26 protein-coding genes are annotated in these 21,870 nt (G+C 59.2%); 19 read left to right on the plus strand and 7 right to left on the minus strand.

The window, feature by feature from the left end:
• Nucleotides 1-159 precede the first annotated feature (159 nt).
• The 3 genes from KIV56_RS17890 to KIV56_RS17900 are packed head-to-tail and all read left to right on the plus strand — an operon-like array spanning nucleotide 160 to nucleotide 2,759.
• The gene (locus tag KIV56_RS17890; protein WP_281536213.1) at nucleotides 160-675 is read left to right on the plus strand and encodes a DUF499 domain-containing protein; all 516 of its coding nucleotides are present in this window, start codon (nucleotides 160-162) and stop codon (nucleotides 673-675) included.
• Nucleotides 584-1,876 carry a DUF499 domain-containing protein gene (locus tag KIV56_RS17895; protein WP_281534461.1) on the plus strand — a complete coding sequence of 431 codons (1,293 nt, stop codon included), beginning with the start codon at nucleotides 584-586 and terminating at the stop codon, nucleotides 1,874-1,876. The genes KIV56_RS17890 and KIV56_RS17895 overlap by 92 nt, the downstream gene beginning before the upstream one ends.
• Complete coding sequence (locus KIV56_RS17900; protein ID WP_281534462.1) at nucleotides 1,812-2,759, plus strand: hypothetical protein; 948 nt, start codon at nucleotides 1,812-1,814, stop codon at nucleotides 2,757-2,759. The genes KIV56_RS17895 and KIV56_RS17900 overlap by 65 nt, the downstream gene beginning before the upstream one ends.
• A 213-nt stretch (nucleotides 2,760-2,972) precedes the next feature.
• On the opposite strand, the gene KIV56_RS17905 is transcribed toward KIV56_RS17900, so the two are convergent.
• Nucleotides 2,973-3,287 carry a hypothetical protein gene (locus tag KIV56_RS17905; RefSeq protein WP_281534463.1) on the minus strand — a complete coding sequence of 105 codons (315 nt, stop codon included), beginning with the start codon at nucleotides 3,285-3,287 and terminating at the stop codon, nucleotides 2,973-2,975.
• Between the two features lie 406 nt (nucleotides 3,288-3,693).
• Between KIV56_RS17905 and KIV56_RS20690 the strand changes: the two genes are divergently transcribed.
• The 4 genes from KIV56_RS20690 to KIV56_RS17920 all read left to right on the plus strand — a co-directional run bounded on the left by KIV56_RS20690 (nucleotide 3,694) and on the right by KIV56_RS17920 (nucleotide 7,430).
• Complete coding sequence (locus KIV56_RS20690; RefSeq protein WP_432432648.1) at nucleotides 3,694-4,047, plus strand: competence protein CoiA family protein; 354 nt, start codon at nucleotides 3,694-3,696, stop codon at nucleotides 4,045-4,047.
• Nucleotides 4,013-4,801, plus strand: coding sequence for a hypothetical protein (locus tag KIV56_RS17910; protein WP_432432575.1), 789 nt, complete (start codon nucleotides 4,013-4,015; stop codon nucleotides 4,799-4,801). Before KIV56_RS20690 ends, KIV56_RS17910 begins: the two co-directional genes overlap by 35 nt.
• Nucleotides 4,802-5,487: 686 nt before the next feature.
• On the plus strand, nucleotides 5,488-5,757 hold the full coding sequence (locus tag KIV56_RS17915; protein ID WP_281536214.1) for a nucleotide-binding domain-containing protein: 270 nt from the start codon (nucleotides 5,488-5,490) through the stop codon (nucleotides 5,755-5,757).
• Nucleotides 5,758-5,954: 197 nt separating this feature from the next.
• Nucleotides 5,955-7,430 carry a hypothetical protein gene (locus KIV56_RS17920; RefSeq protein WP_281534465.1) on the plus strand — a complete coding sequence of 492 codons (1,476 nt, stop codon included), beginning with the start codon at nucleotides 5,955-5,957 and terminating at the stop codon, nucleotides 7,428-7,430.
• A gap of 138 nt (nucleotides 7,431-7,568) precedes the next feature.
• On the opposite strand, the gene KIV56_RS17925 is transcribed toward KIV56_RS17920, so the two are convergent.
• Nucleotides 7,569-8,774, minus strand: coding sequence for a GTP pyrophosphokinase (locus KIV56_RS17925; RefSeq protein WP_281534466.1), 1,206 nt, complete (start codon nucleotides 8,772-8,774; stop codon nucleotides 7,569-7,571).
• A gap of 93 nt (nucleotides 8,775-8,867) precedes the next feature.
• Here KIV56_RS17925 and KIV56_RS17930 point away from each other — a divergent pair, with 93 nt between their 5' ends.
• Nucleotides 8,868-9,587 (plus strand): hypothetical protein, encoded by a 720-nt coding sequence (locus KIV56_RS17930; RefSeq protein ID WP_281534467.1) that lies wholly within the window; start codon nucleotides 8,868-8,870, stop codon nucleotides 9,585-9,587.
• A 165-nt stretch (nucleotides 9,588-9,752) separates the two neighbouring features.
• Nucleotides 9,753-10,205 carry a DUF488 domain-containing protein gene (locus KIV56_RS17935; RefSeq protein ID WP_281534468.1) on the plus strand — a complete coding sequence of 151 codons (453 nt, stop codon included), beginning with the start codon at nucleotides 9,753-9,755 and terminating at the stop codon, nucleotides 10,203-10,205.
• Between the two features lie 264 nt (nucleotides 10,206-10,469).
• On the opposite strand, the gene KIV56_RS17940 is transcribed toward KIV56_RS17935, so the two are convergent.
• A complete protein-coding gene (locus tag KIV56_RS17940; protein ID WP_281534469.1) occupies nucleotides 10,470-11,030 on the minus strand; it encodes a hypothetical protein in 561 nt (186 codons plus the stop codon).
• 746 nt (nucleotides 11,031-11,776) lie between these two features.
• Here KIV56_RS17940 and KIV56_RS17945 point away from each other — a divergent pair.
• The 6 genes from KIV56_RS17945 to KIV56_RS17970 all read left to right on the plus strand — a co-directional run bounded on the left by KIV56_RS17945 (nucleotide 11,777) and on the right by KIV56_RS17970 (nucleotide 16,437).
• The gene (locus KIV56_RS17945) at nucleotides 11,777-12,211 is read left to right on the plus strand and encodes a hypothetical protein (protein ID WP_281534470.1); all 435 of its coding nucleotides are present in this window, start codon (nucleotides 11,777-11,779) and stop codon (nucleotides 12,209-12,211) included.
• An 82-nt stretch (nucleotides 12,212-12,293) separates the two neighbouring features.
• The gene (locus tag KIV56_RS17950; protein WP_281534471.1) at nucleotides 12,294-12,842 is read left to right on the plus strand and encodes a uracil-DNA glycosylase family protein; all 549 of its coding nucleotides are present in this window, start codon (nucleotides 12,294-12,296) and stop codon (nucleotides 12,840-12,842) included.
• Between the two features lie 142 nt (nucleotides 12,843-12,984).
• Complete coding sequence (locus KIV56_RS17955; protein ID WP_281534472.1) at nucleotides 12,985-13,947, plus strand: KAP family P-loop NTPase fold protein; 963 nt, start codon at nucleotides 12,985-12,987, stop codon at nucleotides 13,945-13,947.
• The gene (locus tag KIV56_RS17960; RefSeq protein ID WP_281534473.1) at nucleotides 13,944-14,879 is read left to right on the plus strand and encodes a hypothetical protein; all 936 of its coding nucleotides are present in this window, start codon (nucleotides 13,944-13,946) and stop codon (nucleotides 14,877-14,879) included. Before KIV56_RS17955 ends, KIV56_RS17960 begins: the two co-directional genes overlap by 4 nt.
• Before the next feature lie 430 nt (nucleotides 14,880-15,309).
• A complete protein-coding gene (locus tag KIV56_RS17965) occupies nucleotides 15,310-15,678 on the plus strand; it encodes a hypothetical protein (protein WP_281534474.1) in 369 nt (122 codons plus the stop codon).
• A gap of 498 nt (nucleotides 15,679-16,176) precedes the next feature.
• Complete coding sequence (locus KIV56_RS17970; protein ID WP_281534475.1) at nucleotides 16,177-16,437, plus strand: hypothetical protein; 261 nt, start codon at nucleotides 16,177-16,179, stop codon at nucleotides 16,435-16,437.
• On the opposite strand, the gene KIV56_RS17975 is transcribed toward KIV56_RS17970, so the two are convergent.
• The 3 genes from KIV56_RS17975 to KIV56_RS17985 all read right to left on the minus strand — a co-directional run bounded on the left by KIV56_RS17975 (nucleotide 16,434) and on the right by KIV56_RS17985 (nucleotide 18,449).
• Nucleotides 16,434-17,696 (minus strand): tyrosine-type recombinase/integrase, encoded by a 1,263-nt coding sequence (locus KIV56_RS17975; RefSeq protein WP_281534476.1) that lies wholly within the window; start codon nucleotides 17,694-17,696, stop codon nucleotides 16,434-16,436. The two genes, KIV56_RS17970 and KIV56_RS17975, sit on opposite strands and share 4 nt — an antisense overlap.
• Nucleotides 17,697-17,850: 154 nt before the next feature.
• On the minus strand, nucleotides 17,851-18,165 hold the full coding sequence (locus KIV56_RS17980) for a hypothetical protein (protein WP_281534477.1): 315 nt from the start codon (nucleotides 18,163-18,165) through the stop codon (nucleotides 17,851-17,853).
• Nucleotides 18,162-18,449: a helix-turn-helix domain-containing protein gene (locus KIV56_RS17985; protein ID WP_281534478.1), complete on the minus strand. Its 288-nt coding sequence runs from the start codon at nucleotides 18,447-18,449 to the stop codon at nucleotides 18,162-18,164. Before KIV56_RS17985 ends, KIV56_RS17980 begins: the two co-directional genes overlap by 4 nt.
• A gap of 102 nt (nucleotides 18,450-18,551) precedes the next feature.
• Here KIV56_RS17985 and KIV56_RS17990 point away from each other — a divergent pair, with 102 nt between their 5' ends.
• Together KIV56_RS17990 and KIV56_RS17995 are read left to right on the plus strand one after the other, a co-directional pair.
• Nucleotides 18,552-18,758 carry a helix-turn-helix transcriptional regulator gene (locus KIV56_RS17990; RefSeq protein WP_281534479.1) on the plus strand — a complete coding sequence of 69 codons (207 nt, stop codon included), beginning with the start codon at nucleotides 18,552-18,554 and terminating at the stop codon, nucleotides 18,756-18,758.
• A gap of 157 nt (nucleotides 18,759-18,915) precedes the next feature.
• The gene (locus tag KIV56_RS17995; RefSeq protein WP_281534480.1) at nucleotides 18,916-19,302 is read left to right on the plus strand and encodes a hypothetical protein; all 387 of its coding nucleotides are present in this window, start codon (nucleotides 18,916-18,918) and stop codon (nucleotides 19,300-19,302) included.
• 312 nt (nucleotides 19,303-19,614) lie between these two features.
• Here KIV56_RS17995 and KIV56_RS18000 read toward each other — a convergent pair whose 3' ends face one another.
• Entirely contained in the window at nucleotides 19,615-20,121 is a 507-nt protein-coding gene (locus tag KIV56_RS18000; RefSeq protein WP_348648419.1) for a class I SAM-dependent methyltransferase, read from the minus strand.
• Nucleotides 20,122-20,377: 256 nt separating this feature from the next.
• Here KIV56_RS18000 and KIV56_RS18005 point away from each other — a divergent pair, with 256 nt between their 5' ends.
• Nucleotides 20,378-20,596, plus strand: a complete 219-nt coding sequence (locus KIV56_RS18005; protein ID WP_281534482.1) for a hypothetical protein — start codon at nucleotides 20,378-20,380, stop codon at nucleotides 20,594-20,596.
• 427 nt (nucleotides 20,597-21,023) lie between these two features.
• Nucleotides 21,024-21,635 (plus strand): hypothetical protein, encoded by a 612-nt coding sequence (locus KIV56_RS18010; RefSeq protein ID WP_281534483.1) that lies wholly within the window; start codon nucleotides 21,024-21,026, stop codon nucleotides 21,633-21,635.
• Nucleotides 21,636-21,870: the final 235 nt, after the last annotated feature.

Consider the following 21,870-nt stretch of genomic DNA (forward strand, 5'->3'; position numbering starts at 1 on the left):
GGCGAGTACTCTGATCCGGCCGAATTCTTTGCGCGGACCTACCTCACCGAGGGCTTGCGCGACCTGCTCGGACGCGCAGTCGCAAGATTAAAGGGCGACAAGAACGCATCCCCGGTCATCAATTTGCAGACAAACTTCGGTGGTGGTAAGACGCATTCAATGCTGGCCCTCTGGCACCTAGCGAGTGGTCTGCCACTTGGCTCCTACCCTCAAGAGGCACAGGAGCTACTCAACGAAAGCGACTATCCCTTCGAGGGTCTTGTCGCGCGTCGAGTTGCCCTCGTCGGCAACCATTTTGCGCCTCAGGGTGAGGTGAAGCCCGATGGCACTCGAGTGAATACCCTTTGGGGTGAACTTGCGTGGCAGCTCGGCGGCGCGGAAGCTTTTGAAATAGTTGCGGAGCACGATATCAAGGGAACGAACCCGGGTGCGGACCTTCATCGCTTGTTTAACGAGTACTCCCCGGCCGTCATCCTCATCGATGAGTGGGTGGCCTACGCGCGGCAGGCTCTACGGTCGCGAGGACCTCAGAGGCGGCACTTTCGACACGCAGTTCACGTTTGCCCAATCGCTTACGGAAGCTGTGAAGTCCACGCCCGGAGTTCTGCTGGCCATCTCAATCCCGGCGTCGCACGATGGAGACGACAGCCAGGGCTCCATTGCTGGAGCAGCTGAGGAAGTCGGCGGTAGCAACGGCCTTGAAGCTCTCAAACGTCTGCAGAATGTTGTACGCCGAGTAGCCGATCAGTGGCGTCCAGCGTCGAGCGATGAGGCCTATCGAATCGTGAAACAGCGATTATTTGAAGCTGAAGATCCGACCTCTCTCGCGCAGATCAATGTCACAGCAAAATCTTTTGTGGATTTCTACCGGCAAAATGCAGGCGAATTCCCGCGCGAATCTCTGGACCCGGAGTACGAGCGCCGGATCAGACAGTCATATCCGCTCCACCCCGAGCTCCTGGATCGCTTGTATGAAGACTGGTCCTCTCTCGAACGCTTCCAACGTACGCGTGGCGTCCTGCGACTCATGAACGCCGTCATCCACGCACTATGGGTAGGCGAGGATCAAGGTCCACTGATTCTGCCGAGTTCCATCCCCCTGGCCGCGGCGTCGGTCAACGCAGAACTCACGCAGTACCTGCAGGATTCGTGGAAAGCCGTCATAGACGCGGATGTGGACGGACCGAACTCGGAGCCGACGCGTATTGATACCGAGAAGACATTGTTTGGGCAACGGTCGATGACCAGGCGCCTTGCCCGCACAGTGTTCTTCGGTGCTGCGCCGACAATCGGGACCGCGCACACGGGCATCGACACACAGCGAGTGTTCATCGGCACAGCTGTCCCCGGGGACGTTGTTGGCAACTTTCACTCAGCCTTGAATCAGCTGGCCGACCGCGCGACCTACTTCTACTCGAGCGCAGGCAAATACTGGTACGACACTCAGGCGAACATTACTCGGCGCGCGAAGGACGCAGCCGAATCGATGCATCGAGAAGACGTCTGGGCCGAAATCGTTCGCAGGCTTCAGGCCGAAGAGCGGAGCAGCGGTGACTTCGTCGGAGTGCACGTTGGACCAGCCGATACGGGCGACATTCCTGACACCGATCAGGCCCGACTCGTTGTACTTCATCCCAGATACGCCCACAAGAAGAAATCGAAAGAGTCACCAGCATTCGTTTTCGCGCGCCAAGCGACCGAGAGACGAGGAACCGCAAATCGAACCAACCGCAACATGGTTGTGTTCCTGGCACCCGATGAGGACCGGCTGGCAGAACTTGACAGCGTTGTCCGCACGTACCTCGCGTGGAATGAGATCGCCGCAAAGTCCGACGAGCCTGAATCTCACAGCGCAACAACTCGCCCAAGCCAATGACAAGCGCGATATCGCTGGCAAGACCGCAAACGACCGTCTTCAGCTCACCTATCATTGGGTGCTCAATCCGGCTCAGCCTGATACCGGTGCGCCATTCGAAATCGAAGAGATCAAGGCCGATGGCCAAGCTGGGTCACTCGCGGAACGCGTTTCAAAAAAGCTCGGAAGCGAAGGAGTCTACGGAACGAGGCACGCGGCCCGCTCGGTAAGGCTTGCACTTGAGAACAAGGTTCCCGCGGCATGGGCAAAGGGCCACATTAGCGTTGGAGAACTCTGGGGTCTGTACGCGCAATACCCATACATGCCGCGACTGCGTGACCGCAACGTCTTCATCGATGCGCTCACAAATGCGCCCTTGCTCTGGCAAACCGATGGATTCGCCCTCGCTGACAGTTACGACGATGCCGTGGAACGGTACCGCGGAATTCGTATTCCTGGAGATCCAGGCAGTGCCATCATCAGCGACACGACGTTGATCGTGAAGCCCGAGCCGGCCGAACAGCAGCGAGTCGCCGATCTCAACGAGATTGCCCACGACTCAGAGCGACCTGATTCCCAATCGCGTGGTGGGGGGCTTGGCTACGCATCGGGTAACGGGCCGAAGCCGCACGTCGAACCGGACCCGGAAAAGCCTGCCCGCGTCGCAATCAATAAACGTTACGTGGGAAGTGTCGACCTTGCAGGTGACCTGTACGCGAGCGACTTCGTCAAGGTCGCGTCCGAGGTGCTTGCCAATCTCGCCGCGGTCCCTGGAGTCCAACTGCACTTGCGACTGTCTATCGACGCTGTTTCATTGGACGGATTTGACGAGAACCAGGTTCGTACCATCCGTGAGAATGCGGCCACTCTAAAATTCTCTACCAACGAGTTCGAGACAAACTAGGAGCAGGCAGCCTTCCTAGGACTCGACGGCCCAATTTATGAGGTCGTATTGAGGCACCCGACGACTATTTCCCTCAGGAAGGATCGCTCACCTCCTAACGCGTGTGCCGGCCGCTTGGTGTTGAGAGGCTGGTCGAACGCGTAGCGACCCATTGGCGTGTGGGCCGATGGCGCTGCTCTGCCGATAGCGCTGTCAATATGCTGCGGAGGCGACTTAGAGCTTGTCGATCCAGGTGTCCTCGTCGCGGTCATCCCAAGTGTTTCCTGTGTTCCTGCGGCCGAGCGAGCTCACCTTTCCGGCCATACGCAAAATCAGGGATTGAGCGTCGTGCTCTTGGAGGTCCGCAACTGACATTATTCGGATGCCGGTCAATTCTTCGACAAGGGAAAACTGTCCTCGAACATCTGCCACGCCCAGTGCAGCAAAGGACTCTCTTATTGCTGCTCTTTGAGAGGAAGTCATGGGCTTGGACCGTTCCTCGCGCGGTGAAGCATCACTATCGTCAAACAGCGGCAGTAAGTCGTCCATCCAGACATTCTCCTTGATTTTGCATTGCGATGCTGTTCAGGTTCTGCCTCCCACGCTCACGCTCCTGTGTCTTCCTTTCTCGGGGCTAAGTGGCAATGTCGCTGGTCAGCGGCAAGATGAGGACATGACTGAGAGTGCCGCCTCTGGCTCGTTGGATACTTCGTTGACCCCGGAATCCGTGCCTTTCGCCGATGAGCATAAGGCTCGATTATCTTCTTTCCAGAGCGGTGACGAGAGATTCGTTTGGGGCGTTCGGACAGACACTGGCGCGCCGTGGTTTTTGTCGGAAAACACCGCACACGAATCACGTGCCTTCGTCAAGGAATTCGTCGTGTGCCCCGTGCCCGGCTGTCGGGCTCAACTTACGACCGCGCACCGTGCAAAGAAGCGGGACGGTCTCCAACACATGTCGGACGGCGGGGGCCACTCGCGGGAGTCGATATTTCATTCGCAGGGGTGTGCTCTTGTCGAAGAATGGCTGCGACGAGAGTTTCCGAATTCGCACGTCCAGCGCGAGGAATACACGAACGAGCTGGGGGAGCGCAGAGCGGACGTCCTGCTTACGGGGCCCGCTGGTGACCGTGTTGCATTCGAAATTCAATACAGCCCGATCACCCCAGATGCTTGGCGGAACCGGCATGAGTCGTATCGTCGGCAGCATATTGCTGACGTTTGGCTGTTTGGTCACACCGGCAAGCAGCTACAGGCTCCGCCCAGACGGCACTGTGTCCGTCAATCCCACGCACGAAGTCGTTGTTGAGCTGGGTTCTGCACTCATGTTCATTAACCCCGAACAGGAATTGATAGCTGTCGCAGTTGGCCGGGGTCGCGTGTTCAAGGCCGCGCTCGATGGCTATGGCGATGAGGAAGTTCAAGTTTGCGACGTGCTCGATGCCGCCATCCTTGAGCTTCGGCCACTGGCAGAGTTCAGACCGACGAATGGCAGAGGGTTAGGCGGCAATTGGTTAGACGGGCTCTATACGCGTAGCGACAACCTTCGTCGACACAACGAGTCAGAGCGGGCCCGCGCCGCAGAACAACGGGAGCGCGCCGCAAGAGAATGGGAACGCATCCGTCTGGAAAAGATTGCCCGCCAAGCGAAATGGGAGGAACGGCGTCGACCTGAGCAGGAGAAGATTCGGAGCCTCTTCTCGTCCGTTGAACGGTGGGGCCGAAGTGAAGCGCTCGCATCAATCACGTCGTACTTCGGTGACTTTCTGAGGGACCGCATCGAGATGAACGAGAACCCGACTGCGCCTTCGGTGCGGCTCATACGCTGGCAATGCGTCGTCTACTTTGACCTGATCGCGGGCCGCGACAAAGAGTTCGGAACCCGTGATGCGTACAATGCCATCATTCGCCGCGGTGTGAACATGGGCCAACCCGACGCGTTCAAACAAATCGCCCGCTACCTCTATCACCTGGAAGAGGACGGATACCTCCGCAGACTTCCGGACTACCGACGAGACTCATTCCCGAGATTTATACCCACGACCAGCGGCGCCTGGTGGTGAGCGCCGGCGACTACCGGCCGTCGAGAGCAGAAACCTCTCCGCAGTTAAATGCGATGTTCTGCAGTTTGCGTGGGCCCGCGGTTTTGGGACCAGGTGGCCCCGGCCGACCGCGACGTTACTTGATTCAATCTGACATCTCGGGAGAGGTTCTGAAGTGAGTGACCGAGTTCAGCCAGTTGCACGACGCCACCACACGGTACCGAGGTTCTACCTGTAAGGATTCACGGAACTATCGAAGTCCAATGCGATGACGGAGTCATCGTGGCCATTGCCCATGGCATTCAGTCCATGGCTTGAAAACTTGAGGACGGAGTCACCGCGTGGAAACTGCAGTGTGTGGGCGAGGTATGGTCGGTGAGAAATTCCCAGGCACGATACGAGGAAGTTCGATGGTCTTGGATTGACCGAATCGACCGGAAATATTCCTACGCGGAGAAGATCGGTGAAGCGTGCGAGGAGTCCGACTACAGAACGGCGGCATCGATCTGGCGAGACCTTTTTGGATCCGACTTCGGAACGATCACCGAGTCCGTTGGCCTTTCGGCGAGTGCCTCCACCAGATCACTTGTGCCGGCGTCGGAGCGTTTTCTAGACCGTGATCTGAATATCCCTGAGGTCCTCAACCCGGCCTATCGCTTTAAGACTGTCGGATACTTTGTCCCGCGGACGGGCTTCCAAGATGGCGCATTGCCGAAGCGAGGAGGAAGCACAGATCTTTGAAATTCAAGATCGAAGGTTTAGCTCTCCGCGGACCCTACGAGATCTACTGGAAGATTAGAAACTACGGCGAGGAAGCAAAGCGAGCCAACTCGTTGCGCGGCGACATCCAGAAGGACACAGGCACTCAAAGTTGGTCGGAGTCGACGTTGTCTGTCGGCCGCCACTATGTCGAAGCGATGATAGTAAAGGACGGAGTCTGCGTCGCAAAGAGCCGCCAAGATGTCATCGTCATCTAGACGTGAGTCGCCGGATGGAACCGGCGCCGAGGCGATAGCGGACCGAAGGGCCCAGAAAATTACCGTCTCTTCATAGCTCTGACGGTCTGGCAACTTGCGTCGCCTAGACGGGTCGTCTCGGTGATCGTGTTCGACCCCCGTGGCATGATGCAGGTACCGCAATTCGATTCGCTGAGGACGAAAGGGGGCTGCCCATCTTGAGCGCTCAGGATACGCCGGGTTTCATTCAACCTGACTTCACGCTTGCCAACCAACTCTTGGGCATTTTGGCGAATGTCATTAGCAACTTCTGGGCAACGCTCCCTGCGGGTACCAAGGTGTTTCTTATTCTGGTCGTCGTGTGCGCGATTGTTTTCGGGGGATGGCGGCTCGACTTCTTCGGCAGCCCGAGGACATTCGGCACGGTGGTCGTGGTGTTGGCGGCCTTTCTCGTTCTGATCTCGATTTTCGATTTCTGGTGGGTCTCTCGCGTCATTCTCTCCCTAGCGGTCGCGGTGCTCATGTTTCGGCTGGTGATCGCGATCTCGCGTCGGGACGTCGAGACCTGGGCGGTCGTCACGCTGACAATTGCCGCAGTCCTCTCTGCGCTCGTCAGTGCGCACTTTTCCTGGCCCTATGTCCTCAGCGAGTGGATCTGGACGTTCGCCCCTATCGTTGGCGTTGCCGCCATTGTTGGTGGCATCGCGGGACCCATTGACGCTCGACGCCGAGCGGAAGAGGCTCGCCAGATTCTGGTTCGGCAGCATGAAGAGCATATAGAGCGAAGCGAACGATTGGCGCGACAGAAGGCGGCGGCGGCCGAAGCTCGTTGGTCGGCTGACGAGCGCGAACGGGAGCGCGTTCAACAGCTCGCGGAAGAGCAAGAACGCCAACGGCAAGCCGACGCTGACAAGATGAGCCTAGAGATGCAACGGGCAAACGCAAGGGGGCGCGAACAGCAAGAGGAACGGGCGCGCTCGGAGGCCGAACGTATCGAATCTCTGCGACGACTCCGGATTCGTCAGGATGAGCAAGAAGCGCTTGATGCTGCGCGTAAGCCTAATCCCACGTCGGCTGAACTGTCGGCGAGGCTCGCGAGCACTCTGGGTGCGCTATTCGGCGGCGTCCATGGGCAGGTTGACTTGAGTTTAAGTCTTCGAGACCTCGCCGAATTAACAGGTGTAGATTCCGGGAAGCTGCTCAATGACGCGCTGGCTCTGAGAGACCTCAATCAGGTGGAAGTTAACCGAGATATACAACGCGCTAGCTGGGAAGACGTCACAATCAAATTGACTCAGGAGGGTGCTCGAGTGGCTCACGAACGTAACAACCAGGCTCCCCGGTTCGTAATCAAAAAGGCGTCGGGGTTAATTGGCGTCAACAACGTAAACGGTGGCTCAATAGCAACGGGCAAGAATGGTGTCGCCTCCTCCAATAATCTCAATTTCGCAGAAATGTCGGTTCAAGAAGCGACGACAGTGCTCGCTGAAGCGGCGCGCGCAATGAAGCTTCACACTAGCCAGTCGACTCAAGACGCCATTGAGGCCGATGTCGTTGTGCTCGAGAAGGCGGATGATGCGCCGGCCAGACGGGTCGCGCTGAAACGCTTGAGACGGACTGCCGTGACGGTCGGTAGCGCCGGGGTTCAGTTCCTTGAAATTGCCAATGGTCTCAAGGCTCTCTTCGGTTGGTAAGAGGTTGCGGCGTTGTCCGCGACATTGAGCAAGAGTTGACCAGTTCTCGTGATGTAAGACTCGCATCGTGATTTGCGATTAGAAATCGCCAGAGCAGCGGTGGGCCCGTCCGAACCGGAACACGACCCTGGTGGCTCGTCACAGCATGACGGGGAAGAATTGGTTGCTCCTCGTCGTACCTGCGGGGGCGGCTTTGCTGCGATACAAGTCACGGACCGTGAGGGCAGGCGTATCCGGATGCGCGATCAGGTACTCAGCGACGATCTTGAACTCAGCGAGTCGACCGTCTGGGATCCCGATTATCGTGTAATCTTCGAACGGGTCAAGGTCCTGGATGCCCAGCGCGACAGCCAATGCGACCCAGTACAATCCGACGCCTTTGAACGCCCGAGGTGGCTCCGCCTGCTCGTAATCGATCATTACGATCCCGTGTGCCGTGTCGGCGCTAGCTGTGGCGAGTCGGAGTCCGAGCCGTCCATGGGAGCGCACTCCCTCGTGCATTTGCGAGTATGTGGTCCACCCAGCAAGGGATGCAGCGCGAGTTACTTCCCTCGCTGACATAAGTACGTGTCCGACCTTGAGGTCGAGGGAAGAAGCAATCTGCAGGTCGAGCGCAAGTGAGTCACGGTCTGCCTGAATGAACCGTTGAGCATCCCATCCTGAGAGCTGTGCTGTTCGGGACGGGATCGCAGTCGGCCGGTCGAGCTCGATGTCGTCGCGTATCTCGTCAAGGTTCGTGTCGGCCTGCTCAAGGAGGGCAGCGGTGACGGCGAACGTCCGATTGATTTCTTGGCTTGGCTTCTCGGCGTTGGGCTTGTAACGGACGTCGTGTTCTACTTCCGCCCACGCATGCTCGAGCATTGTCCGGACTTGTACTTCTACCTTGACCTTGATGTGGCCGTTGGGCGCCAAGGTATCTCGAAAGGTAACGACGCTGTCCCAGCCCCTTGGCTTAGTACTGCCTACGAACTGGACGCTGCGGTACCCAAAGCCGTCGTCGGTCAATAGGTCTGCCTTGTCCACGTAGGAACCTTCATCCAGAACAAGCATTTTCCATAGGACCTGCTCCACCCACGGGATGTCTGAGCGGAAGAAAACCATCACACGAACACCAACGACGTCATCCACTGGACGCGTGGGATCCTTAATCAATTTGGCTTTAAGGGAATCCCTTTCTTTGACTCGCGCCTCGACGCGGAAGTACTTCAGTCCTGCATCAAGCAATCGTGTTGGCACACTCTTCTGAAGGTCCTCACGGAGCGCCTGGTATGTAGTTAGCGTGCGGTCGTAGTGGTCGAGTATCGACTCAACTAAGGCGGCTTTGGTTTCCGGCGTTAGTGGCACGACGGAAGACTATCGGATGGGTCGAACATGGAGTCAGCTTTAACGTCTGCATTCGCCGGACAGGCAGCAGAGCCAATCTCTCTGGGGAGAACAATGACTGTAACCATTGATCAATTAGAGGACCTTGGGCTTCTTTTCGGCCCGGCAGCTTCATTGCTTCGAGCCGACCGCCAGAACGACATCCTGGCAGGCGTAGGGCAGACTCCGCGTGAAGCGGAGGTCACCGCGTTCATGGCCGCGTCAGACGGTGCACTAGAGCAGGCTCTGATTCGTTCCTTCTGTCAAGTTTGGGGTATCGAACCTGCCTGCGGCCTTCGACTCATTTCGGGTAAGGCTTTTGGGAAAGAAACCGGGCAAACGGATCACCGCAGCATTGACCTGGTCGTGAAAATCGCGAAGGACGACGACGGCCGTCCTATTTCGCGCCCCGTCATTGCCATCGAGGCGAAATTCGCGGCGATGGTCAATGGAAAGTGGGGATATTGCCCCCAGCATCTGGGCCACACTGATCGGCGGTACTCGAACCAGATCATCTGCTACGTGAATGGTTGTACCAACAGTCTGCTGGACGAGGGCGTCGGCTTCGTTTGGTTGGGGCTCCCTTCCAAAGTTCCCGGACAGCCGTTATGGGGCAAGAAGGCCATTAACCCAAACGACGGCCTGGAGGACGCTTTTGTTGAGCAGACAGCTGCTACTCAACGGTGGCGAATGCTCACATGGCCGTCCCTTTTCGCTGATGTGGACAACATTGCGGCAAATTCAGACGTACGAGACGCCGTCCTGCGGGCTTTGGGCCGTGGAACGCGCGCCTGACGCGACACGAGAATGCGTGCTTGAGCGCCGTCGAAGTATTGAACACGGTCGAACAGAGCTGCACCGAACAGAGCGCCGTCCAACGAACCGTTTGGATTGCATGTCGTCGTGTCCTTGGCCGGTGTCCTCGGTGAGTCGGTTGCGAAGGCATGAAAGACTACGAGAATGTGGAATGAAACTAATGGCATCACCGGAATTGGCTATGAAGGGGAGACCTTAGACTCCTTCATTCGCAAGCTGTCGGACTGGAATGTTGCGACGCTTGTGGATGTCCGACTCAATGCCATTTCGCGCAAGCGCGGATTCTCCAAGACTGCTTTGTCTCTCGGTCTTGAAGCAAAAGGGATTGCGTATTTGCACTTACCAGCGCTCGGAAATCCAAAGGATAACCGGGACGGCTATGGCGAGAGTCATGGACACGCGGCTGACATTGCCCGTGGAGTCTTCCGCGAGCGGCTGGGTGGTGATGCGGCGCGCATGGCGATGGATAGGCTCGTGGAAGTCGCCCAGCGCCAACGGGTCGCAGTTCTCTGCTTCGAATCAAATGAGCGTCATTGCCACCGGCAACAAGTTATCGAGGCTGCTGTCGAACAGTTGGGCTCGCTCCTGACTGTCTAAATTCCGAAGTCAAGCGTTGAACCGTAGTCCGATGCGCGCGGGGGGCTGTAGACGCCCAAGACGCTGAAGTTTCGACGCTTCACCGGATCTGCGATATTCCCTACGAAGAAGTGGGGTCGTTTCGTTGGTGAGCAGAAGTCGTCCATGTACTTGGCGCGAATCTTCTCAATTGTTGTCGCGTCGTCATCTTTCCAGAGGCTCAGTTGCAGTGCCGTGAGTTCCCAGTCGAGAATGCCCTGCGAATGCCCCTTGCACCCTTCGCTTTCACAGAAGTATTCGTATTTCGCTCGAAATCGGGGTGCCTTCAGGCTCCGGCGGGATAGCTTCGCCGAACAGGCTCTCCTGTTGTAGCGCCTGGTTGACTCTCGATTGCTGTGCGGCGGTCCAAGGCTTACCTGGTTCAACGATGACCCTCTTGACGAGTCGGGGCCGTATGAGTGCGAGGGACGTTGCGTTCAAGTTCGCGGCGACGCCGGCATTCAGCTCGCACATCGTCGGTCCGATTAGAGGTTCAAGGATTGCTCCACGGGCACGAATCTTCTGGATCGGGTCGCCTTCGCGTTCAAGGGTATCGATGTTGACCTTGTAGCTCTCGGCACGTTTGTCGGTCGGGTTGTCGATGAGATCGGCCCTTATTACGTCGTACTTGTGAAATTGTTGACCTGTAGTCATCCTCCGAAAGGGGATGGGGTAAAGCCGGATCCAGGTCGGGTGTGCGCCGTCGAGGCGTACGCCAGCGACGCAAACTGTGTCTCCGTACTTCTCAGAAGGTTCAGGCGATGCCTTCACTGTAATCAGTACTCGAGCTCGCTCGCTCAGAACCACTTGGACCCCCGTCATTCGGCCGTGTACTTGGCTGACGATATCGCTCAGAGTTGATGTATCGTTGCGGCGCGCCGACTGTGTTTTCGTCCGGATCAGCCAATTAGCTCGCGACGGCTTCTGGCCGCCGAGCTCGGTTGGGGCAGTGGCCTCAGTGCATGCCTTCACCGCTTGTCGTCGATGGTCGTCTAACTCGAGAGAAGCTTGACGAAGCACTTTCACTCGCCGCTGAGTATGCCGGGCTGGACTCCGAAGCCACACTCGACCTCCGCCGTGTTGAGCACTGCCTTCTTCTCTACAAGGGCTTGGGTGGGTGCTGTTGTCCGGCAAATGGCGGTCAGGTCCGATAATTGCGCTCGGCACAGCGGAACAGGCTTCAACACAGTGCAACACAGCTCGTCAGCGCCAGCGCTTGCCAGTGTTTGCAAGGAATCCGGGGGGCAATCACAGCCGGCACAGCATTTCGCGCATATGCCCCTATAGGGGGATTTGGAAGCTTATTTGCGTAGAACCCTCTAATTTGGGAGAGCCCCTTAACTTAACTTTTTTTTCTCTTATAAGAGATATGTACTACTGTACTGACTGTGTTGGGCCTTGCATCCCTTGTCCCGTAAGGGATCGGCCGGGACAGTTGAGCCTGCGCAGGACTGTGTTTGCTGTGTTGAGGGCCCCGAAATCAGCTCTCCGCGCCCGTCCTCGACGCGAGCGAAGTCCGCTCCGTCGTAGATGCCTTCCGGGACCAGGGCGAAGTGGTCGATTTCTTCGATTTGCCTGATTTCGTAGACGATGTTTTTGATTTCATCGCCCTGCACGCCGATCTTGAACGGCGGGGGTGTCGGCTCGTGCGTACGGCTGTGAGCCTGCCGACGAGCGACAAACCAGCGCCTCTTTCACGGCCAGACCGGTTAGCTACGGTTCAGTGGGTCACGTACCTGGCTATTTGGTGCCACATCTTGGCGGGGCGAAATCGGTTTCTTGACGTCACCATCGTCACCACCGCTATCGTGGTGCTCATGCGCCTAGCCATCGCAGCTGTTGAGCACGAATCAACCGAAACAGGCAACGTGCGAGCCCACGAGGGCTGGGAGCCCGATTGGATTCAGGGATTTTTCACCTGCGTTCTTCGATGCCAGCGCGAGGTGGGTTTCGGCCGTGCGGACATATCAGGGCGTTATCGGCGGTAAGCCAACGACATCATTAGCATGAGGGTGAGCCGACAGCCGGCGAGAGGAGCGCAACGGTGGATTTCGCAGCCCGAGTGAAACGATGAACGACCGCGAGAACCGCATCGGTTATCAGCAATACGTGGATTGGATGGGCGCCGCCGTGCTCTCTCTGGCGGACATCTGGCCCGAATCGACGCGAGCGATGATAGTCGGGCTCAACCCTGCCCCAGCCAGTGTTGAAGCCGGTCACTACTATCAAGGTCGAACCGGACAGCGACAACTCCGTCGACTCGCTGCTGCGGGGTTATTCACGCTCTCGGACTCAAGCGCGCACTTTGAGGCCCCTGCTGCCGAAGCTGGAGTTGGGTTCACCGATATTGTGAAGCGTCCGACACATGGCGAGAGCGACGTGAGCCGAGCAGAGCTGGAGCATGGGAAGTTCCTACTCGAAAATCAGCTCGCCGAGCGCAACGTGCGCCTCATCATCAGTGTTTTCCGGCACCCCGTTGAAGCGCTGCTCGGCGCCGGCGGAGCGCCAGGCTTGCAAGAAGCACGTACCCGCTGGGGCGCACAAGTCTTCAGAATGCCCGGCCCGTTTGAGCAACGTGAAAAGGCTGATGCGGTCATGGCAACCCTCCCAATCCGTTGAGTAGAAGGCATGTGGTGCAGCCCCGCAGGCTCGCGACGGGTTGCGTAACCCTCGAAAGTCCGTTGCCTCCCCGACCGACAACCGCGGCACAGCCGACCGCACGCACTGACAGCTCGGCACAGATACCTGAAATGAGTAGCTCATGGAACCGATGACCGAGGATGCGGCGACTTGGCAGTGGATGGCCGACGACCCACTGGGAAACGCTGGGGCCGACCCAAGGTCGAGATACTTTGACCGAACGTCGTTCGTTGCAACGACGGCCAGTGCGATGCAGGGGGCCCGCGGTCAAAGCACGTCATCGGTCTTTGGGCTAATAGGTGCCTGGGGTTCCGGCAAAACGACACTCATCTCCGCATTGACGTCGCAGCTGGAAGCCGCAGATTGGAGCGTGCACCATTTCAATCCGTGGCTGTACGCCGACGCCGATTCGCTCAGGTGGGGGTTCTTCTCCGAGCTGCGTGAAGCAATGCCTGCGGGCGCCAAGTGGAATAACGCACGCAAGAATGTGGAGAAGCTGCGCGGCGCGGTCGTGCCGTTAACGAAGCTCGCAAGCGCGATTGGTCCAGATATGAGCGGTGCGGCTGAATACCTCCTGAACCCCGGGAGTTTCAGCGTGACAAAAATGCGGGACAAGGTCGCGAAGCATCTGGAGAGGCTAACCGAGCCCGTGCTGGTCGTGCTCGACGACCTCGACCGCCTGACTTCGGCCGAACTGCTCGAAACGTTCAAGCTCGTGCGATTTATCGGTCGCCTCCCGAACGTGTACTACCTGCTCTGCTATGACGAGAAGACGCTTGTCGACCTCCTGGAAAAGACGGACTTGATCGGCGGCAAGAACGATGGCCGTGCGCTCGACTATCTGGAAAAAATTGTCCAACTTCGCTTCGATATCCCGCCTTTGCGGGTCGACTTAGTTGAGGAACTCTTCGAGGCGGCGCTCCGAGGAATCGTCGAAAAGAATGGCATCACTCTCACGACCCGCGATGAGTCTCGCCTCATAGAACTACTGCGAACTGGGCTAGTGGGCCGGCTCACAACGCCGCGCGCAATTCGAAATCTTTTCGCGCAGGCTCGAGGCATTTCTGCCTCCGGTTGCCAATGAAGTGGATACTGTCGACTTCGTATTGCTCAGCTGGATTCGCACCTTCGAACCAGTCCTCTACCGACAGGCTCCAGGGGCAGCGCGAATTCCTGGTTGGCGGGAGCATTGGACTCGGATTCGACTTCGACAAGAACAACGCGCTGGAGAAGCGAAAGGCTCGGCTCGCAGAAATTCTCAAAGGAGGCGACGTAACCGGGGCCCACGCCACAGTTACCGTGAGCGTCCTGCAAGCACTATTCCCCGCCATCGCGCGCATCATGAATGACCAGGAGACCTCAAACCTTCCTCGACTTGATGCGCGCAGAATCGCCGACGACTTCTATTTCGACCGGTACTTCAATTTCGGTGTCCCAGGAGATGACTTGCCCGACGCGACAGTGCGAACGGCGCTGAACGAACTCGGACGGTTGGCCACGGCCTCGACCGAGCGGCTCGAAGAGCATCTCGCATCGGACACACGACGGACAATTCAGAAAATAGAACGCGAGCGCGCGCATACGCCGGAAGCATCTGCAGCAATTGTCCGCTGGGCGCTGGAGCAGTACATGCTGCTGCCTGAACAAAACGGCTGGTTGTCTCCACGAGACCAACTCGCCAACTTCTTGGCGGGACCACTCGTTGACGCCAACACCGCCAGCTACCCCGACTTTGTTCGCGAGGCTCTCCATGCTGGAATTGAACCCACCTACATGCTCCTTGACGCAACGCGCAGCCTCGTCGGACGATACCTCGGAAATGGAGCCGAGATACGACTGTGGAACCAACGCGGCGAGAAACTCCAAGCCGAGCTTTTCGCAGAGTTTCCAAAGCTCATCACCGAAGCAGCCACGAAGCCGGTGTTCGATGTTCACCCATACGTCCTCCAGGCTCCTATTCACTTGGGGTGGGTTGGATCGGGATGCTGCCGCAGAAGTCATCCGCCAAAGCATTGACAGGGGTGCGTGGTCAATTCTCGATGTTCTTGCGCGGCTAGTCACAAGTACCGTGCCTTTAGGCAGCGGTCCGTCGGCCATCTCGTCGATTGCAGAGTTTGACGCGAACTGGGCAAGCAACTTCGTTGACTTACCAAAAGTGCGCGAAGACCTTGCCGCTCAAATCGCTTCTGCGGGAGCGTTGGAACCTCTGCGACGCGCCGAAGCAAACCCTGTGAATCGTCGTGCGTATGTCTTGTCCTGGCTCAATGAGCATCCCGCGGCCAGCGTTGACGCGGTTGCGGGATGACAGGCTCCGTCGTAGGGTAATCGATTCCGAGCTGCGGACAACGCTGGGAAAGTGAAGCCATGACGACGCCGCACATCGGAGCGGCAGGGAAACTGCTCGTTGAATACAGGATTCTGGAAGCGCGGGATTGATTCTGCCCGAATGACAACCGATGCCGGCATCGACTTGGTCGTGTATTCGCCCGTGCGTTCAGAAGCTGCAACGGCTCGGGTCAAGACGGTCGAACGGGCGATGCCGGCCGGCGGAACCGGGAAGCTGACCATCGGCTGGAATTTCCCGCACGGTTGTCCTGCGCAGATACTTGCCGCCGTTTCACTCGATGAGGACAAAGTCTGGCTCTTCACCATCGGCGTGGCACAGGACTTGGGGCAACAACACAGCAGCAGCGGAACATGGCGCCTCTACTGGTACACCGATGAAGCCGTTGGCGCCCAGGCTCGTGGACAGTCAGAGACTAGCGACTACCTGCTTGAGGCTCGCGCCGATTCCCTATTCCTTACGGTTCAATAGTGGCTCAAGGACAGGTGTGGAGGAAAAGGTGTCAGTCCGCGGAGGAAAACGCACTTTCTAGACGCCCAGCTTCCGCGCCCTCAGGAGTTTCGCGAACAGCCCACATTTAGCCCCGGAATCATGCGGAAGTAGCGTGGTCCGGGGCTTTGTCATTTCCCTAGCAGTCATGATTTAGTCATGATGACTGGCCTCCTTCACCCTGCGAGCTGAAGAATTTGAAGTTATTTGGGAAGCCGCGATGTTGACTGGATCATCGACGATTGTCGAGTGGTTGTGAGTAAGGCGAAGGACGACATCCAAAAGCAGCGAGGTCGCTGCCAGCGACTTCGTGGATATGCCGTGAAGTGGCGGCGTCTTCCGGCGCGTGGCATGCAAAGATGACACCACGCAGAACGCCGTGTACGGAGTGATGGGCAGGAAGCAAACGGACTGCCAGGTCGTCGTCGATGAAGACGCTCGGGCACACGAAGTGATCGCATTATTGACGGGAGTCGTTGGGTGAAAGGTAATCCTGTCGTCATCTTGGTTGTGGTCCGCTTCGGCTTGCTTTTGGGCGCGGTCGCCACGTTCATTCTTGGCATGTCGTTACCTCGCGCGGTGGGCGATCCACTGGTCATCGCCTCGTTCATTTTGGCTGGGTTGTACTTCTGCTTCTGGTTTCGCGCGCGATGGCTGATCAAGAACTACGCGAAGAAGATTGCTGCGGACCAGCAAAAGGGAGCCGCGGATGGGACTGAGGATCAGTCGTTGGGCACCTAAGTTTTCGCTCGCGCCTGACCCCGGTCAGTAGGAGGTTCTGAAGCGCGCAAGGCGGCGGCACGAGCGAGTTCTACAGCGTCCGACACTACGTCGAGGTGATCGGGCCATAGGTGTGCGTACACGTCGAGAGTCTCCGTGGCGCGTGCGTGACCGAGCTGCAGCTGGACGACCTTCACATCGGCCCCGCTCGCGATCATCATCGACGCGGCTGCGTGGCGGAGATCGTGCGGGGTCGGCTTCTTGGACTCCAGTCCAGCCAAGGTGACGGCTTTGGCCCAGACGCGGCCTCGCCAGTTCGACTCGTGGATGTCGCCCCCTCGGGCGGCACGGAAGACGAATGCGTCCGGCGGCTGGCCCTCGACCAGTGGCCGCAGTTCGGCGACCAGGAACCCGGGCAGCGACACCGTGCGCGCCTTGCCCGACTTCGGGGTGCCGAGGTAGCGGGTTGCGCCCTGAGACCAGGTCTGCATGATCGTGGCGCGGCGGGCGTCGAGATCGACCTTGCCGACCTGAAGTGCGAGGGCTTCGTTGATCCGGAGTCCGACATAGCCGAGCGTGAGGACCAAGGCGCGATCGGTCTGGTCCTCTGTGAGCTGCTTGGCTGATGCAGCCAGGCGCTCGACTTCAGCGTGGCCGAGGATCACCATCGGCTTCTTCGTCGCCTTCGGTCGATCGACGCCGTCGACCGGGTTTGCCGTCGTCCAGTTGTGCCGCATGGCGTACTTGAAGATCGATCCGGTGAGGACGACGATGCCCTTGATTGAGGATGCGCTGAGTCCGTCGGGTGACAGGCTCACGTTTCCTCTCGTGTAGTCGAAAGGGGCGGTGCCGGTCTGCAGGTCGTTCACCCAGGATTCGATCTCATGGCGGGTGATGGATCCGATGGCCCGTCCGCCCCATTTCGGATTGACCCAGGTCTTCAAGTCCCTCTCGAGTCGATACCGGTAGCTGTCCTTGATCGACTTCTTGGACTGGAGGAACTCGTCCGCAACTAGGCGGAACTTGCGGCGCGAATCCTCCGGAGACGAGTAAATGCCGGCGCGCATTGAGTTGTCGATGGACGTGACGAATTCCTCGGCGCTTCCAATTCCGGACTTCACCTTGAAGCTTCGCGACCGTAGCGCTTTGGTGCCGTCGGCTTTGTCTTCGTACCAGTCCACGCGCCAGCGGGAGCCTCGACCCTGTTGGGGCGACTTCGTCTTGCGACCGGTGTCCGGGTCGATCCGCTGCCATCGATCGACTATCCATGCCTTGGCCATCGTCACCACTTCTCATAGGGCAGTGAAGGATCGTGTTGACGCCGACTCTAGCCACGACCGCAGACACGTCAAGCTGGATGTGCCTGAGCTCGAGACTGCCGGCGATCCTCGTGCCTAACCTGCGGGACGATGGCGTCATCGCTCCCGTCCCACGTCACTGCCCACAGCCATCGAGCAACCAGCCGGCCGAGGTCAGGTACGTGGACAGTTGCGTGATGCGTCGGTTGGCTTCGTTCAGGCGTTCCTGGGCGGTGTTCCACGGCTGGCCGGCGTCGCTGTCGCCGGCGGCCGCGTTCAGTGTGGTTTCGACCTGGAGGTTACTGGCGAGGCGGTTGCGTTCGCGGATGAGGGCATCCCGTTCGCGCATCGCTTGTAGCTGGGTGCGTTCGGAGCGTTCGTCGGTGGTGGTCCAGCGGTAGGCGCCGTCGGTTTCGCCGGAGATCCACGCGTCGAACTCGACGACGGTCATGCCGTCGAACGCCGGGCTGAGGTTGGGTAGGTCGAGGGCGTTGAGGGGGCGGCCGACGGGGGCGAGGAGAAACAGGGGGAGACGCCTAGGGCGTGTGCGATGTTCAGCAGCTGGCTGACGGCGAGGTCGCTCTTCCGGCCGGCTTCGATGTTCTGCAGGATCGCCTCGGTGACGTTGTCGCCGGGGATCGTGTCGGCGAGTTCTTTCGTGGTGCGGATGCCGCGGTGCTTCCGGATGGCCTGGATGCGGTCGCCGATGCTCGTCTCGATCCGGAAATCTGTCATGAGGACAAGATACTACGCAAACTCTTGTCAAACGCGAGAAGTCGCCATATTGTGACCTCAACATTGGAACAACCGAAAGGTTGTCATCGAGACAGGATGATCATGGACGACGACTATATCCTCCCCGCCACCGTGGGCGAGATCACGGGAATGAAGACCGGCGCCCTGGCCCAGCTGCGCTACTTGGGTAGGGGGCCCCGGTTCTACAAACCCACACCCCGGACCGTGCTCTACAAGAGATCCGAAGTCGTCGCCTGGATCGAAGCCAGCGCCACCACCCGCACCTCTGAGCCCCCAACACGGCACTGAACCATCGTCACGGGCGCGGCACTCGGTCGCGCCGGTACGAAGGCCTGGGTGCACGACCTGGGCCATTGAGCGTCACCAGCAGAGGAGTCGATCGATGCGCAGACCAGCGAGCACGGCCGACACGACACCTCCCCTCCGCAGGGGTGGGTGAGGTGCCGTGGGCTTGTATGCGGCGAAGAACGCCGTCCTGGTCGCCGCCCAGCTGGGCTTGGGGCATGCGTCGAGAGTGTTGCTGATCCACATGGCCTTGGAGTGCTGGGACGACGAGCACAATCCCGGCGGGCAACCGCCCCGACGCTATTTCGCCTGCCGGGAAGCGTCCGCTCTCGCTCTCGGGTTCCTCGCCCCGTCCAACGGGAGCGCCGCGGCCCACCAGGCCGTCAAACGCGCCGTGACGGAACTCACCAAGACCGGCGCGATCACGCGGGTTCGGTCGGGCCGGAACGGGCGTGCAGCGGAGTTCGAACTGAACCTCAACAGTGCCAAACCGCCGACGCCGGGCCGCCGGCTTCCGGAGTTCCAAGATCGGCTCTGGGATGTCTAGGGGGTCGCTCAGCGTCCCCCACAGGGGTACGGTCACCGTCCCCCTCAGGGGTACGAAAGCTGACCCAGCAAGGGGACGCTCACCGTCCTCCTTAACAGTAAGGAACAGGAAGAACAAAACTGGAGCAGTACGCGCGCGCGAGACGGGCCTGTGGATAACTTCTTCGGGGACACCGGATGTCCAGGCCAATGGCAGTCGTTCGAAATGTCGTGGGCCTTATTGCGCAGCCTCAGGCCTGAGCCCGTCAGCGTCCCGGATCAGATTTGTGTGTCGGGGAGCAGGAGGCCGGGCTATTGCCCGCACGGAGTTCACTCAGTGGGCATCACGGCGTCGGGCGACGATCGCTGCCACCGGGCGCTGGCCGGCGGTCTTCCGGACGTGCGATTCGACCACGTCAAAACCGGTCGCGTCCAACTCGGCGCCGAGGACATCCACGGGCCATCGGTATGCCGGCGTGACGGCGTGGGCGAATTCCTCGACCGTCTGGCCTTCGAAAAATCCGACAAACAGCGTGCCGCCGGGTTTTAGCGCGCGACTGAACTCTTGAAGAGGAATCCGTATCGTCTCGGGCTCGTAGTGAATGAGGGAGTACCAGGCGAGAATTCCGCCAAGTGAACCCGTGCCGGCGGCGAGCGAAGCGAGACTGCCGAGCGTGTAGCTCACGCCGGGAAAGGTGTTCGTGGCGTAGGTGACGAACTCGGGTACCAAATCGACTCCGCGAGCGGCATGCCCTTGCTCCGTGAGGAAGTTCGTCCAATGACCTGGACCACACCCAGCATCGACTATTTCCCCGTCGACATCGCTGGCCCACTTGGACACGAGTTGGAGATCGGATGGGTGCACGGCAGCCATCGACCCCAAGACCTCGGAGTACTCCCTCGCTCGGCGCGAGTACGCCGCGGTGCTGACCTCGACTACCATGCGATCGATTCTAGGCACGGTCGAGCCACGTGCTGACCGACGGCAATGCGAAGTCTCAGCGCAGAGGCACGGTGGACCAGGACTCATGTCAGCCGTGCATCAGGAGAACCTCGACCGGGCGATGGGTGAGCGGGTCGAGGGTACGTTGTGAGGCGTGACTAGTCGTAACGGGCGCATCGCCCTCATCACCGTCGGCGCAATCGCTGTGATCCTCGGTGGAGTGTGGGCCGGGCAGGGCATGAATCTGATCCAGGGAAGTTTCATGACAGGTAGCCGCATGTGGCTCTCCATCGGGCTCATCGTCGCGATCGTCGGAATCATCCTGATTGTGCTCGGCCTAGCTCGGCCGGGGCGCGGCGGCACGAGCAAGTGAGACCCTAACTATCGCGAGCCTAGATTTCGCTCCGACGCACGTGACGCGGGGGACTGCTCCTGAGGCCAGTTGAACGACCGTCTGGCACCCAGGTCACCGCCGCAAGGAGCGCCGCGGAAGGATTTCCAAGCGAGTTACTCGATCGTCCGGGTGGTCGTTTACCCCGTCATCGAGAACGAATAGGTAAACGACTACCCGAGGGCACTCTTTCCCTGTCCCACCGCCTCCCCCTCGCTGCGCTCGCTTCCCAACCCCCCACACTCAACGGCATTGTGTGGGGGGTTGGGAAGTAAAGGGGAGGTGGTGGGACAGGGAAAGAGTCAGAGGTTGATGAAAGAAATATGAATGAAAGAAAAAGAAAAAAACATAGAGAAAAAACAAGAAAAAAACGGTTGAGTAGCCGAAGTTCTGAGGGACGGGGAGCGGCATGGTGCAGGTGACAGAGCGTGATCTGGCGATGGTTGACTGGCTGGGCACGGTGCGTCTGGCGGAGGTCGATGCGATCCGCTGGGCCCTGGGCGCGATGCTCGGTTCAGCCGAGCCGATCAGCACCCGGAAGGCCCAGCACTGGATCATGCGGATGGTCGAGGCTGGACTCGTCGCCCGAGCGCGGCCGACGTTCCAGGGCGCGTCGATCGTCTGGGCGACACACGATGCCGTCGGGAGGAAGCCGCCGAACCTGTTCCGGCAGACCACCCGGCATGAGGTTGCTGTCGCGTCAGTCTCGGCCCGGTATCTCTGTCTCGGCTTCACCTGGCAACGCGACCGACGGCCCGTCGGTGTCCGCGACCACCAAGCAGATGGCCTCGCAACATACGGTGGTCAAGTGGAACTCGTTGAAGTGGAGCCTGACGGCGAAGTCCTCACCTCGCTACAGGCCGATCTACGAGAATCACGCGAGGCGCCTCACCCAGGAAGGGATATCGAAGGTTATTTACTTCTGCACCGCGGATGCCTACCGGGTCGTGAGTCGGGAGGCGGACAAGTTCATCTTTCGTACCGAACGCCCGCGAGTCGTCTCCACGATCGCTTTCGATAAGCGCGGCCACTGGATCGGGTCTCAGTCCGACCTCGTCACGCCAGCCCAAAGCACCCCGGGTGTGCCGGAGATCGCGAGGTGAGAGGCGCTCGTGGAAGTGTGAAACCTGGGCTACTTATCGGCGCTACCGGCTCTTAGAGCACCGCTGGCCTTCATCTACCCTTCGCGCGGATGCTGCAGTAGGTTCAGACCATGATGATGCTCGTGTTGGTCGTGGCCTTCGCCGTCGCGTGTC

It is taken from the genome of Cryobacterium breve, from assembly GCF_027594785.1.
Classification (GTDB): Bacteria; Actinomycetota; Actinomycetes; order Actinomycetales; family Microbacteriaceae; genus Cryobacterium; species Cryobacterium breve_A.